10 protein-coding genes are annotated in these 13,888 nt (G+C 75.0%); 5 read left to right on the top strand and 5 right to left on the bottom strand.

What is annotated here, in order from left to right; all coding sequences use genetic code 11:
- Positions 1-39 precede the first annotated feature (39 nt).
- Positions 40-1,020, top strand: a complete 981-nt coding sequence (locus tag GWJ10_RS03270) for a hypothetical protein (RefSeq protein WP_163185100.1) — start codon at positions 40-42, stop codon at positions 1,018-1,020.
- Positions 1,021-1,094: 74 nt separating this feature from the next.
- Here GWJ10_RS03270 and GWJ10_RS03265 read toward each other — a convergent pair whose 3' ends face one another.
- From GWJ10_RS03265 to GWJ10_RS03255, 3 genes are all read right to left on the bottom strand, one after another.
- A complete protein-coding gene (locus tag GWJ10_RS03265) occupies positions 1,095-1,313 on the bottom strand; it encodes a PspC domain-containing protein (RefSeq protein ID WP_021482897.1) in 219 nt (72 codons plus the stop codon).
- A gap of 93 nt (positions 1,314-1,406) precedes the next feature.
- Complete coding sequence (locus GWJ10_RS03260) at positions 1,407-1,985, bottom strand: O-acetyl-ADP-ribose deacetylase (protein WP_163185097.1); 579 nt, start codon at positions 1,983-1,985, stop codon at positions 1,407-1,409.
- 100 nt (positions 1,986-2,085) lie between these two features.
- Complete coding sequence (locus GWJ10_RS03255; protein WP_163185094.1) at positions 2,086-3,291, bottom strand: beta-ketoacyl-[acyl-carrier-protein] synthase family protein; 1,206 nt, start codon at positions 3,289-3,291, stop codon at positions 2,086-2,088.
- 225 nt (positions 3,292-3,516) lie between these two features.
- Here GWJ10_RS03255 and GWJ10_RS03250 point away from each other — a divergent pair, with 225 nt between their 5' ends.
- Complete coding sequence (locus tag GWJ10_RS03250; RefSeq protein WP_241005644.1) at positions 3,517-4,422, top strand: endo alpha-1,4 polygalactosaminidase; 906 nt, start codon at positions 3,517-3,519, stop codon at positions 4,420-4,422.
- Between the two features lie 58 nt (positions 4,423-4,480).
- Here GWJ10_RS03250 and hrpA read toward each other — a convergent pair whose 3' ends face one another.
- Both hrpA and GWJ10_RS03240 read right to left on the bottom strand, forming a co-directional pair.
- On the bottom strand, positions 4,481-9,115 hold the full coding sequence (gene hrpA, locus GWJ10_RS03245; protein ID WP_163185557.1) for an ATP-dependent RNA helicase HrpA: 4,635 nt from the start codon (positions 9,113-9,115) through the stop codon (positions 4,481-4,483).
- A gap of 378 nt (positions 9,116-9,493) precedes the next feature.
- Positions 9,494-10,444 (bottom strand): WYL domain-containing protein, encoded by a 951-nt coding sequence (locus GWJ10_RS03240; protein WP_163185091.1) that lies wholly within the window; start codon positions 10,442-10,444, stop codon positions 9,494-9,496.
- A gap of 140 nt (positions 10,445-10,584) precedes the next feature.
- On the opposite strand from GWJ10_RS03240, the gene GWJ10_RS03235 reads away from it, so the two are divergent.
- From GWJ10_RS03235 to GWJ10_RS03225, 3 genes are all read left to right on the top strand, one after another.
- Positions 10,585-11,724, top strand: coding sequence for an epoxide hydrolase (locus GWJ10_RS03235; RefSeq protein ID WP_163185088.1), 1,140 nt, complete (start codon positions 10,585-10,587; stop codon positions 11,722-11,724).
- Positions 11,725-11,829: 105 nt separating this feature from the next.
- Positions 11,830-12,693: a siderophore-interacting protein gene (locus GWJ10_RS03230; RefSeq protein WP_163185085.1), complete on the top strand. Its 864-nt coding sequence runs from the start codon at positions 11,830-11,832 to the stop codon at positions 12,691-12,693.
- 84 nt (positions 12,694-12,777) lie between these two features.
- Entirely contained in the window at positions 12,778-13,833 is a 1,056-nt protein-coding gene (locus GWJ10_RS03225) for an NAD-dependent epimerase/dehydratase family protein (protein ID WP_163185082.1), read from the top strand.
- Positions 13,834-13,888: the final 55 nt, after the last annotated feature.

The raw sequence follows: 13,888 nt of genomic DNA, 5'->3' as shown, positions 1-13,888 counted from the left end.
CGGCTCCGGAGCCCGTCCGCGAGCAGGGGCGGAGATCCGGTGAGGGCGTCGTCACGCGCGGCACGGTGGGCCGCCGGCCTCACGACCGTGGTCGTCCCGCTGACGGTGGCGGGGTGCTCGTTCCAGAGCTCCGAGGAGAGGGCCGCGGAGCAGGTGGTCACGACCTTCTTCGACCGCCTCGTCGACGGCGACGCCACGGGCGCGGGCGAGCTGCTGAGCGATCCGTCGGTGGTCAGCCCGGTCGCGCTCGACGACGCGGTCTACGCCGAGGCGGTGCGCCCCGTCGAGGCCCGTGTCACCTCCGTGACCGGGTCGGGCCCGGAGTCCTCGGTGGACGTCGAGTACCGGCTCGACGGCGAGGAGGAGACGCGCACCCTCGTGATCAGCACGGAGACCGTCGGAGGGGAGCCGAGGGTCGCGCTCTGGTCCGACCACGGGCTCCCGGTCGTCCATCCGGGCGTCCCGGTGGAGATCGTGGTCGAGGGGTCGGGCGCGTTCGACCTCGCGACGTCGGGGCCCCTGCGGTTGCTTCCCGGGATCTACGACCTCGAGCTCGCCGGGCCGCAGGACCTCACGACGATCGATCCCGACGGCGGCGACAGCGAGCCGTTCACGGTGGAGTTCCCCGTGGACCCGGACGCGATCCAGCCTCCTCCGGGAGCGGAGCTGCGCTCGCAGATGCTGCACGTCGACCCGGTCCTGCGCTCCGAGGTGGCCACCGAGGCCGAGGCGCGCATCGACGAGCTGCTCGCCTCGTGCACCGCCGCCGGGCTCACGGGCGACGACTGCCCGCAGAGCGTCGCGGACGGCATCTTCCGCGGGTACGCAGGGGTGGACGTGGCGTCCGCCGTCTGGGCCCAGGCGGAGCCGCTCTCCCTCGTGGCCGGGGAGGAGGTGCGCGCGTCCGCCCCGTACACGGTGAGTGCTCGATGGCCGCAGGGCCCGCTGGAAGTCACCGTGAGGGTTGAGGGCACCGTGCTGCGTGACCCGTCCGGCGCCGTCGTCGTCGAGCTCGACTGAGGCGTCCCGGCCCGCCGGGACGAGTCGGTCGAACGACCGTCAGGGGCTTTGCCCGACCGGCGTGTGGACCGTGGTCAGTCGCGGTCGTTCGGCATGAGGGCCCACAGGACCAGGTACGCGATGACCTGGGGGCCGGGGAGCAGGATCGAGACCGCGGCGACGATGCGGACGACGGTCGGGTCCCAGCCGAACCGGCGGGCGATCCCGGCGCACACGCCGGCGATCATCCGGCCGTGGCGCGGGCGGGACAGCGTCGGGCGGTACGCGGCGGTGGAGGCGTCTGAGGTGCTCATGCCTCGACGGTACGAGCGTCCCGGGCGCCCCGGTATCCGGAGGTCCCCCGACCCGACCCTGATCCTCGGGGCGGCGACACCGCGGGTCGGGGCTCAGCGGGCGAGGGCGGCCTGGAACGCCGCGAGCGCCCGCGGCGTCGCGAGGGCGAACGTCACGGCCGCGACGCCTGGCCCGGGGCGCGACCCGTCCCGGTCCCGGGCCGCCGTCGGGCCGGCGGGCTCGTCGAAGAGGTCGGGTGCGGACCAGCCGCGGACGGCGTCCACCGCCACGCGGGCGACCTCCTCGACGTCCCAGCCGTACGCGCCCGCGCTGATCGCGGGGAAGGCGACGGTCGTGGCGCCGAGGTCGTCCGCGACGTCGAGCGAGCGGGCGAAGCACGACGCGAGGAGCGCGGGGTCCGTCTCGCCGCGGTAGCGGTTCGGCCCGACGGTGTGCACGACCCAGCGGGCAGGGAGGTCGTAGGCGTCGGTGGCGACGGCGTCGCCCACGGGCAGGCCGTCGGGGAGGGTCGTGCGCCGGAGCCGACGGCACTCCTCCAGGAGCCGCGGCCCGGCCGCGGCGTGGATCGCGCCGTCCACCCCGCCGCCGCCCAGCAGGGACGAGTTCGCGGCGTTGACGATCGCGTCGACGTCGAGCGTCGTGATGTCGGCGAGGCGTGCGTCGAGGTCCATCGCTCCATCGTGCCCGGGGACGGGGTTGCTCGCCGTCGACCACGGGTTCCGTGGCGTTCTGGCCGCCTTCCCGACGGCGACCTCGTGCTCGGCGACCCGGTCAGTCGCGCGAGACCACGACGCTCGAGCTGTGCCCGCCGAACCCGAACGCGTCGACGAGCGCGTGCCGGGCCGACGTCGTGGCCGCCTCCCGGACGACGTCGAGGTCGATCGCGGGGTCGAGCGTGTCGACGTTGAGCGTGGGCGGCACGCGGCCGTCGCGCAGGGCGAGGAGCGCGACGAGGACGCCCAGCGCGCCCGACGCGCCGAGGAGGTGGCCCGTCGCGCCCTTCGTGCTCGTGACGGGCGGCGGCATCCCGAGGGCCGCGCGCAGCGCGTCCGCCTCGTTGACGTCCCCGACGGGGGTCGCCGTCGCGTGCGCGTGCACGAGCCCGACGTCCTCGGGGGCGAGGCCCGCCGAGCGCAGCGCCATCGTGATGGTGCGGGCCTGGTTCTCGGGGTCGCCGCCGACGATGTCGAACGCGTCCGACGTCAGGGCCGCACCCGAGACGACGCCGTGCACGACCGCCCCGCGGGCCCGGGCGTGGTCCTCGCGCTCGAGCACGAGGAGCGTCGAGCCCTCGCCCATGACGAACCCGTCCCGGTCCACGTCGAACGGCCGGGACGCGCGCTCCGGCTCGTCGTTGCGGGTCGACATCGCACGGGCCGCGGCGAAGGCCGCGAGCGAGAACGGCTGGACGCCCGCCTCGACGCCCCCGCACACGACGAGGTCCGCCGAGCCGGCGAGGATCATCTCGCGGCCCATCGTGATCGCCTCCGAGCCCGCCGCGCACGCGCTGATCGGGGCGCGCGCGCCGGCCTTGGCGCCGAGGTCGATCGACAGCCACGCTGCCGGGCCGTTGGCCATGAGCATGGTCACGGTGTGCGGGGAGACGCGCCGGTGGCCCTGCTCGTGCAGGACGCGCGACTGGTCGAGCGTCGTCGCGATCCCGCCGTTCGCGGAGCCGACGACGACGGCGAGACGCGTCGGGTCGACGTCGGGCGACCCGGCGGACGCCCACGCCTCCCGGCCCGCGACGAGCGTGAGCTGCTCCGCCCGGTCGGTGCGGCGCCGCTCCCGGACGGACAGCGCCTCGGCGAAGGCGTCGTCGACGCGCGCGGCGATGCGCACGGGCAGCTCGGCCGCCCAGTCGTCGTCGATCGCCCGCACGCCCGGCTCCCCGCGCAGCAGCGCCTCCCACGTGTCGGGGGCGGTGCGCCCGACCGGGGTCACCGCCCCGTACCCGCTGACGACGACTCGTGTCATGGTGTGCCCCTTGCAGCCGAGCCGCCGAGAACGGCGACGGGTGTGGTCGATGGGTCTTATTCCAAGTCATCGCAGCGGTCTTTGTCGCCCTCGCAGGTGTGACGGTGCGCACGCCCACATCCCGGCGGGAGTGGCGGACGACTGCCGCGAGCGCCCGCCGGCCGCGTACGGTCGGCACAGCGGCCGCCGTCGGGGAGGCCGCGGGACGAGGGCGGGGGAGTCGCGGTGCGACGAGCGAGAGCGCGAGGGCCTGCTGCCCGACGGCGCGCGCACCGCGCCGTGGTGGCGGTCGCGGCGGGCGTCGTCGTGCTCGGGACCGGGTCGTGCGCCGCCCCCGCGCCGCCGGCGCCCGCGGCCTCTGCCCGGGCGAAGACGCCCGCCCTGCCGCCCACCGACGGTGTGCTCGACTACCAGCTCGGCGCCGCGTACGACGAGGTCGACGCGGGGGACGGGCCCGTGCGGCCGGACGTCGTCGTGCGGGACGCGACCGCCGCACCGCTGCCGGGCGCGTACTCGGTCTGCTACGTCAACGGCTTCCAGACCCAGCCGGGAGAGGCCGACCAGTGGCTCGACGGTCACGAGGACCTGCTCCTGCACGACGCCGACGGGACGCTCGTCGTCGACCCCGACTGGCCGGACGAGCACGTCCTCGACCCCTCCACGCCCGAGCAGCGCGACGGCATCCTCGCGATCCTCGGGCCCGTCGTCACGGGCTGCGCCGACGAGGGCTTCGACGCCGTCGAGCTCGACAACCTCGACACCTGGACGCGGTTCGACGCCATCGACGAGGACGGCGCCCACGCCCTCGCCCGCGCGTACGTCGACCTCGCGCACGACGCCGGGCTCGCCGTCGCGCAGAAGAACGCGGCGGAGATCGCGACCGTCGCGCACGACGACCTCGGCTTCGACCTCGCCGTCACCGAGGAGTGCGCGATCTTCGACGAGTGCGCCGCGTACACCGACGTCTACGGCGACCACGTGCTCGAGGTCGAGTACCCCGACGCGCTCGCCGACGCCGGCCTGACCTTCGACGACGTCTGCGCCCGCGACGACCGCGCCCCGCTCACCGTCCTGCGCGACCGCGACCTCGTCGGCCCGGACGAGCCGGGCTACGCCTACGACGTCTGCTGACGGCGCGGCACGAGCGCCCGTTCTTCACGAGCGTGACCGTGGGTTCCCGCGCCGCGCGTCACCAGCCGTCGGGCGTGAGGAGCTTGCGGATGCGCTTCTCGCTCACCGGGCCGTCGGTGCCGAGCTGCTGCGCGAACAGCGACACGCGTAGCTCCTCGATCAGCCACCGCACCTCGGCCAGGTCGGCGGCGCGGACCGGGTCGGCCGGGCCCTGGGCGTACGCGGCACGGGCGCGCTGGTAGGCGTCCTCGACGTCGTGCACGCGCCACGCGAGCTCGGCGTCGCGGTTCGGGTTCGACTGCGCCTTCTCCAACCGGTACGACGCCGCCCGCAGGTAGCGCGTCAGGTGCGGCAGGCGTCGGGGCGGGGTCTGCGAGACGAAGCCGTCGTGGATCAGACCCGCGGCCTGGTCGCGCAGGTCGGTGAGCGTGTTGAGCAGCGCGAGGCTGTTCGACGCGCGGATCTCCGCGTCGAGGGTGCGCGACGCGGTGAGCGCGGCGACCACGTGCCCGACCACCTGGTGCACGTGCTCCTCCAGGTGCGCGCGGACGAACGTGCGCGCGGCCGCGTAGGCCTCGGCGTCGCGGACCGTCGCCGCGTCCGGCTGCCCGCTGCCCCCGCTCGTCAGCGCGATCACCGCGGCGAGCTGCAGGTCCGCGACGAGCGCGTCCGTGTTCCGGTACGGGCTAGCCGCCAACGTGAGCGACTGCGTGCCGTTCCACCGGCTCGTGATGCGCCCGGTCTGGAGCGCCGTCTCGGTCAGCAGCAGACGCCGCACACCCCGCGCGTGCTCCCGCGCCTGCGCGGTCGCGTCGGCCAGCACGCGCAGCGCGACGACCGGCTTCCCCTTCGCGTCCTGCTCCTCGACGACCGCCGGATACCCGCGCACCACGACCCCACCCCCGAGGTCGGTCGACACCGTCGCGGGCAGCCGCCCGTCGGTGAGGTCGTCGGGCCAGGTGGTCAGGTCGGTGCGTTCGCTCACCAGGCTCGTGGTCGAGCCCGCGGGCGGTGTGCCGTCGGTGCTCGGGCCGGTCGCGCCGTCACCTGGTGCGGTCGGCCGTCCGTGGCCGCGCGCGGCCTGGACGCCCGTCGCACCCGACGACGCGCCGCCCGATCGTCCTGCACCTGTCCCGGGTGAGCCGGACGCAGAGGCGGGGGAGGGGGCGTCGGATGCGAAGGGCGTGGCGGGCCTGGCGGGAGCGCCGTGAGGAACGAGCGGCGCGGATGGTAGCCCGAGCACCGACGCCCCCTCCGCCGCCGCACCCGACCCCGCGCCGACGGAACCCGACGCCGCCTCGCGCAGAGCAGCACCCACCGCGCCCTTGACCGCTGCCCGCACCGCCGCCTGGTTCTGTGCCGCGAGACGGCGCTGGAGCGCGACGAGGTCCTTCGACTCGTCGAGCACGACGGAGCCGACGCGCCCGCGGGTGTCCTCGACCCGGAACGTCATGCGCAGGTGCGCGGGCAGGCGCGCCTCCTGCTCGGGGCCCCACGCGTCGTCGGGGATGACGACGTCGCGCAGCGCCCGGACGGCGCGCGTGAACGCGACGTGGAACGGCTCGGCCATGTCGCCCGCGCGAGCCATGTCCTCCCAGGCGGGCGTGTGCTCGCGGAGCCAGGCGACGACGTCGCGCGCGACGTCCGGTGCCGGCACGAGCTGGACGCGGACCGGTTTGGGCAGCGAGCGGATCGTCGCCGTGGCGAGCTCGTCGAGCAGGCCCGGCACCATCCAGTCGAACCCGTCGGGGACGACGCGGTTGAGCACGGAGATCGGGACGTGCACGGTCACGCCGTCGGCCTCGGTCCCGGGCTGGAACTGGTAGGTGAGCGGGAGCGTCAGCTCGCCCTGCGGCCAGGTCTCCGGGAACTGCGACGTGTCGACCTGCTCGGCGTCGGGCACGAGCTGTTCCAGCGTGAAGGTGAGCAGGTCGGGGTCGCGGCGCTGCGCCGTCTTCCACCAGCGGTCGAAGTGCGCGGCGGACACGACGTCGTCGGGCACGCGCTCGTCGTAGAAGTCGAACAGCACGTCGTCGTCGACGACGAGCCCGCGCTGGCGCGAGCGCGCCTCGAGCTCCTCCGCCTCGGCGAGGAGCTTGCGGTTGTCGTGGAAGAACCGGTGGTGCGTCGTCCACTCGCCCTGCACGAGCGCGTGCCGCACGAACATCTCGCGCGCGGCCTCGGGGTCGACCTTCGCGTAGAGGACCTTGCGGTCCGCGACGATCGGCACGCCGTACAGCAGCACCTTCTCGGTCGCGATCGCCGCGCCGCGCTTGGTCGACCAGTGCGGCTCGGAGTACGTGCGCCGCGCGAGGTCGCCCGCGAGGTCCTCGGCCCACTCGGGCTGAATCCGGGCGACGTCGCGCGCCCACAGCCGCGACGTCTCGACGAGCTCGCCCGCCATGATCCAGGCCGGCGGCTTCTTGCTCAGCGGCGAGCCGGGGAAGATCGCGAACCGCGCGCCGCGCGCGCCGGTGTACTCGTTGCGGGCCTGCTTCTGCGCGCGCCGCAGCGCCTTGGCGCGAGCCTCGCCCTTGAGGTGCGCGACCGACGACGCCTTCACCTCGCCCGTGTCCTGCATCCCGATCTGCGACAGCAGGCCGGACAGGAGCGCCTTGTGGATCGTGTCGCCGTCCCAGGCGCGCTTGTAGGGCTGGGTGTCGGGGGTGGCGTCCGCGGTGGGGGCGGCGTCGGTGCTCGGAGCTGCCGCGCCGTCGCCCTGGTCGTCCGGCCGGAAGTTCACGAGCGCGGCTTGACGCTCTCTCGCATCCGACGCCGCCCCCACCGCTCGTCCTGCTCGGCGCCCGGGCGTCGACGCCGCGTCCCCCGCGGCGCCCGACCCGTGACGCGCGCGGGGGCGGTACGACATGTCGATGCCCAGGGGCTTGGACATCTCGCGGAGCTGGGCGACGACGTCCTGCCACTCGCGGATGCGCAGGAAGTTGAGGTACTCGGCCTTGCACAGGCGGCGGAAGGCCGACGACGAGAGCTCGTGCTGCTGCTCGCGGACGTACTCCCAGACGTTCAGGTAGGTGAGGAAGTCGGAGTGCGGGTCGGTGAAGCGCGCGTGCGCCTGGTCGGCCTGGGCGCGGACCTCGGCGGGGCGCTCGCGCGGGTCCTGGATCGACATGACGGCGGCGATGATCGCGACCTCGCGCGCGACGCCGAGCCTCGAGCCCTCCCAGATCATGCGGGCGAGGCGCGGGTCCATGGGGAGCTGCGCGAGGACGCGCCCGACCTCGGTGAGGCGCGTGACGCCGTCGGACGTGGCGAGGGCGCCGAGCTCGGTGAGGAGCTGGACGCCGTCGCGCACGGCGCGCGTGTCCGGGGGCTCGACGAACGGGAAGCGCGCGACCTCGTCGGGGGTCTCGACGACGCCGACGGAGATCATCTGGAGCAGCACCGACGCGAGGGAGGTGCGCAGGATCTCCGGCTCGGTGAACTCGGGCCGGGAGAGGAAGTCGTCCTCGGAGTAGAGGCGCACCGCGATGCCGTCGGCGACGCGCCCGGAGCGGCCGGAGCGCTGGTTCGCGCTCGCCTGCGAGACGGGCTCGATGGGCAGGCGCTGGACCTTGGTCGCCTTGGAGTAGCGCGAGATGCGGGCCGTGCCGGGGTCGACGACGTAGTGGATCCCGGGCACGGTGAGCGACGTCTCGGCGACGTTCGTCGCGAGCACGATGCGCCGCGAGGAGTGCGCCTGGAACACGCGGTGCTGCTCGGCCGACGACAGCCGCGCGTACAGCGGCAGGATCTCGACGCGCTGCGGGTGCTTCGGGTCGGTGACGCGGTCCTTGAGGTGGCCGGTGAGCGCGTCGGCGGCGTCGTGGATCTCGCGCTCGCCGGAGAGGAACACGAGGATGTCGCCCGGTCCCTCGCGCATGAGCTCGTCGCACGCGTCGACGATGCCGGTCACGAGGTCCTTCTCCTCGGCGCCCGCGCGTCCCTTCGCCTTCGTGCCGCTGCCGGTGGAGGCGCCGGGGTCGACGTCGGGGGACAGCGGCCGGTACCGGATCTCGACCGGGTAGGTGCGGCCGGACACCTCGACGACGGGCGCGGCGTCGGGCAGCGCGTCGACCACGTACTCCGGCGCGCCGCCGAGCTGCGCGAGGTGCGCGGGGGAGAAGTGCTGCGCGAAGCGCTCGGAGTCGATCGTCGCCGACGTGATGATCAGCTTGAGGTCGGGGCGGCGCGGCAGGAGCCGCGCGAGGTAGCCGAGCAGGAAGTCGATGTTGAGGGACCGCTCGTGCGCCTCGTCGACGATGATCGTGTCGTAGGCGAGCAGCTCCGGGTCGCGCTGGATCTGCGCGAGCAGGATGCCGTCCGTCATGACCTTGACGAGCGTGTCCTCGCTGGAGGTGTCGGTGAACCGCACCTGGTACCCGACCACGCCGCCCAGCTCCGTGCCGAGCTCCTCCGCGATGCGCTCGGCGACCGTGCGCGCGGCGATGCGGCGGGGCTGCGTGTGCCCGACCTGACCCGAGCGGCCTCGGCCGAGCTCGAGCGCGATCTTGGGGAGCTGCGTCGTCTTCCCGGAGCCCGTCTCGCCCGCCACGATGACGACCTGGTGGTCGCGGATCGCGGCGGCGATGTCCGCGCGTCGGGCGCTGACGGGAAGCTGCTCGGGGTACGTGATGGGCGGGACCGTCACGTTCTCGCGTGCCTGCGCGGCCCGGTCGAGCTGCGCGCGGCTCACCTGCCGCGGGCCCGACGTCGTCCGCGCGCCCCGCCCGCGACGCGTCGGCTCCGTGGTCGTCGAGGTGCCCGACGCCGCCCGCTCGCCCCGACCGCGCCCGCGGCGGTTCCCGCGGCGTCGGCGGCCCTCGCGCGGGGTGCCCTCGGCGGCGCCGTCCCGCTGGGGAGGGCGCGCGTCAGGCTGGTTCGCTGCGGGCTCGGTACTCACGACGGTCCATTCTCTCAACCTCTCGCAACTTCATTGCTCCGGGGTGCTGACCGAACGGTGCCCACTGGCGCCGAGCACGGGATCAGCGACCGTTCTCGTCGAGAACAGGTCTCCAACCCCGTGTTCGATGCCGGTCGGGGGGAGGGGGGAGGGGAGCGGGGGTGGGGTGGGTCACGGCGGGGTTGCGCGGGCGTAGCGGGTGGCCAGGGTGCGCACGTGGTCGACGAGGGCCTGCGGTTCCGTCACGTGGAAGTCGAGGCCCAGCATCCCGACCCACACCGCGACGACCTCGACGCTGTCGCCGCCGGTGACGAGGACGCAGCGGTCGTCGGCGAGCGGCTCGACCGTGCCGACCGTCGGGTTGATGCGCCGCAGCACCTCGTCGGCGGGCGCGTCGACGACGATCCGGGCGTGCACGGCCCAGCCGGCGCGCGCGACCTCGCGCACGACGAAGTCGGTCAGGTCGCCGGGGAAGTCCACCGGCGCGAACCGCCGCCCACCCGGCACGCGCAGCACGAGCCAGTCGACGCGGTAGGGGGCCCACGCGCCCGTCGCCGGGTCGCGGGCCACGAGGAACCAGCGGCGCTGCCACGCGACGAGGCGGTAGGGCTCGAGCTCGAGCGGCTCGTCGCGGTAGAAGCAGCGCAGGCCCTGGTGGTCGCGCACGGCGTCGGCCAGGGCGGTGAGCGTGTCCGGGTCGACGACCGGGTCCTCGACGTTCGAGTCCGTGTTCGCGGGGCCGGCGGCGCTCGCGGACCGGAGCGCGGCGAGACGACGGCGCAGGCGGTCCGGCATGACCTGCTCCAGCTTGGCGAGCGCGGACGCCCCGGACTCCTCGAAGCCCGCCGTGCCGGTCGCGGCCCGCAGCCCGACGGCGACCGCGACGGCCTCGGCGTCGTCGAGCAGGAGCGGGGGCAGCCGCGCCCCGGCGCCGAGCCGGTACCGGCCGCCCGGGCCGCGCACCGCGTCGACGGGGTAGCCGAGCTCGCGCAGGCGGGCGACGTCGTTGCGGACCGTGCGGTCGCTGACGTTGAGGCGCTCGGCGAGCTCGGCGCCCGACCAGTCGGGGCGCGACTGGAGCAGGCCGAGCAGCGCGAGCATGCGGGCCGAGGTGGAGGCCACGGGTCCCTCCTGGGGTCGACGGACGACGCGGGAGAACTTCTCGGAGCACAGCCAGAATAACGGAAGGAAGCGTTCCTGAACCCTTCCTAGAGTCGGGAGCAGAGCAGGGCACGAGGCCCCGCCCGACCGAGGAGACCACCATGACCGCGTCGCACCTCTCCCCGTCCCTCGAGCACCGCCCGTTCTCCGTCGCCGTCCCGCAGGCCGACCTCGACGACCTCCGGTCGCGCCTCGGACGGACCCGGTTCGCGCCCGCCGCCCCCGGGGACTCCTGGGACTACGGCACGCCCGAGTCCTACCTGCGCGACATGGTCGGGCGCTGGACGAACTTCGACTGGAGGGCCGTCGAGGACCGGGTCAACGCGTACCCGGGCTTCCGCACCGAGATCGACGGCCAGCCGATCCACTACCTCCACGTGCGCTCCCGGCACGACGACGCGACGCCGCTGCTGCTCGCGCACACCTACCCGGGCTCGTTCCTCGACTTCCTCGACATGATCGACCCGCTCGTCGACCCCGTCGCCCACGGCGGCCGGCCCGAGGACGCGTTCCACCTCGTCATCCCCTCCATGCCGGGCTTCGGATTCTCGACGCCCGTCGTCGGGGACACGGACTGGACGATGGCGCGCGTCGCCCGCGCCTACGACGTCCTCATGCGCGACCTCGGGTACGACTCCTACGGGATCCACGGCAGCGACGGCGGCGCGATGGTCGGCCGCGAGCTCGCGGTCCTCGACCCCGAGGGCTTCCTCGGCGCCCACGTGCTCCAGCTCTTCTCCTTCCCGTCGGGCGCTCCCGGCGAGATGGACGGCTTCGGCGAGAAGGAGTTCGCCGCGCTCGGGCACCTCCAGTGGTTCCAGTCGGTGGGTGCCTACAACTCGATGAACGCGTCGAGGCCGCAGACGATGGCCGCGGGCCTCGCCGACTCGCCCGTCGCCGTCCTCGCCTACCACGAGCTGTTCGAGAGCTTCGGCAACGGGACGAGCCTCGTGAGCGCCGACCAGGTGCTCGCCCAGGCGACGCTCTACTGGCTGACCAACTCCTACGCGACCGCCGCGCGCTACCACTACGCGGAGCAGCGCTCGGGCGCCGAGCCGGTCGTGAGCCGGGGCCGGATCGGCGTGGCCGTCTTCGCCGACGACTTCCAGACGATCCGCGCGTTCGCCGAGCGCGACAACGCCCGGATCGAGCACTGGTCCGAGCACCCGCGCGGCGGTCACTACGCGGCGCTCGAGGTCCCGCTCGACGTCGTCGCCGACCTCCGGGTCTTCTTCGCCTGACGCCCGCGACCGTCGAGAACGGGGTACCGCGCGCTCGACCACGACGTCGCCGTCGTCATCCGACCGATGACGACGGCGACGTCGTGCTCGGCGCAGAATGGGGCGGTGTTCTCCCGACCCGTGACCCGCCTCGACCTCGTCCCGCGCCGCGTCCGCGTGCACGCCGTCCGGGAGACGTCCGGCGCGCTGCGCCGCCTCACCTTCCGCGACGCCGCCCCGGGCGACGCCTCGCTCGCGACGCTGCGCGCGCCCGGCCCCGACGACCACGTCAAGGTGTTCCTCCCGGACCCGGCCACCGGCGTCCTGCACGCCCCGACGCTCACCGACGACGGCGCCCTCCAGCGCCCGGCAGGCGTTGTGTCGATCTCGCGCGAGCTGACCGTCCGGGCGACGCGGACCGTCGACGGGGTTCCCGAGGTCGACGTCGACTGGGTGCTCCACGGCGGCACCGACCCGGGTGCGCCGCCCACGGGCGAGGGTGGCCCGGCCTCGGCGTGGGCCGCACGGGCGGCGGTGGGCGACGAGGTCGTGCTCGCCGGCCCGACGACGAGCCGCGCCGTGCCGGACGGCGTCGGGCGGCTCCTGCTCGTCGGGGACGAGACGGGCCTGCCGGCGCTCGCGCGCTGGGTGGAGGCGGTCGGGGCCGACGTGCCCGTGACCGCGATCGTGGAGATCGGCGACGACGTCGACGAGGCGTTCGTCGAGGACGAGCTCGGGCGCGCGACGACCGAGCTCCTCTACCGCACCGACGGGCCGGGGCAGCTTGTCGAGGCCGTCCGCGCGCTCGGCCCGCTCGACGCCGACGAGTACGTGTTCGCCGCGGGCGAGGCGACCGACCTCGTCGCGGTCCGCCGGGCGCTGCGCGGCTCCGGTGCGCGGCCCGACCAGCTCGCCGTCCGCGGCTACTGGCGTCGCGGCGTCGTCAACCTCGACCCCGAGGCTCCCCTGGACCCGACCGACCCGGACTGACTGCTCACCCCTCGGGTCTTCGGCGGGCGTCTGCGGGCGGCGCAACGGGCTGCAAGCGGACCGACGGCGCGCCACAGTGGGCCCATGACCCGACTCCTCGTGCTCGGCGGTTCCGACTTCGTGGGGCGCGCCGTCGTCGACGACGCCCTCGCCCGCGGCTGGGACGTCACCGTCCTCAACCGGGGCACCACGCCCGTGCCCGACGGCGTCCGGCAGCTCGTGGGCGACCGCACCCGGCCGGACGGCCTGGACGCGCTGCGCGCGGACGACGTCCCGCAGAAGTGGGACGTCGTCGTCGACACGTGGTCCTGGGCGCCCGCGGCGGCGCGCGACGCCGCCCGGCTCCTCGCCGGCCGGGTGCCGGGCGACGACCGGTACGTCTACGTGTCGTCGCGCTCGGTGTACCCGTTCCCGCGGCCGCGCGGGGCCGACGAGACGTCGGAGCTCGTCGACGGCGACCCGGACGACACGACCTCCGACGACTACGCCCGCGCCAAGCGCGGCGCGGAGATCGCCGTGACCGACGCGCTCGGCGACCGGGCGATCCTGCTGCGCGCGGGCCTCATCCTCGGGCCGCGGGAGAACGTCGGCCGCCTGCCGTGGTGGCTGCGGCGCGTCGCGCGCGGCGGCCCGGTGCTCGCCCCCGGGCCCGCCGACCTGCCGCTGCAGTACGTCGACGCACGCGACCTCGCGGCGTTCGCGCTCGACGTGGCGCTCGCGGGCGCCTCCGGGCCGGTCGACGTCGTCAGCGCGTCCGGGCACACGACCATGGGCGAGCTGCTCGCCGCGTGCGTCGAGGCGACCGCCGCCGACGCGGCAGCAGTGGGCAACCCGCCCGCCGAGCTCGTGTGGGTCGAGCCGGAGGCCGTCCTCGCGGCCGGGATCGAGCCGTGGACCCAGCTCCCGGTCTGGCTGCCGCCGGGCGAGCTGCACGACGCGCTCCACGGATCCGACACGTCGCGCGCGGCGACGCTCGGCCTGCGCACGCGCGACGTGCGCGAGACGGTGCGCGACACGTGGGCGTGGCTCCGCGCCCTCGACGCCACGGGAGAGACGACGCCGCAGCGCGCGGACCGCCCCGCCGTCGGGCTCCCGCCGGACCTCGAGGCCGCCGCGCTGCGCGCCGCCGGCCGCGGCTGACCCGCCGACGCGCTGACCCCCGGCCCGCCGACCAGCCGCCGTCGAGCACGACCCT

The organism is Cellulosimicrobium sp. SL-1 (assembly GCF_011033075.1).
Classification (GTDB): Bacteria; Actinomycetota; Actinomycetes; order Actinomycetales; family Cellulomonadaceae; genus Cellulosimicrobium; species Cellulosimicrobium funkei.
Note: the sequence above shows the minus strand (reverse complement) of the source record. Positions and strands in the feature narration are given on the sequence as shown.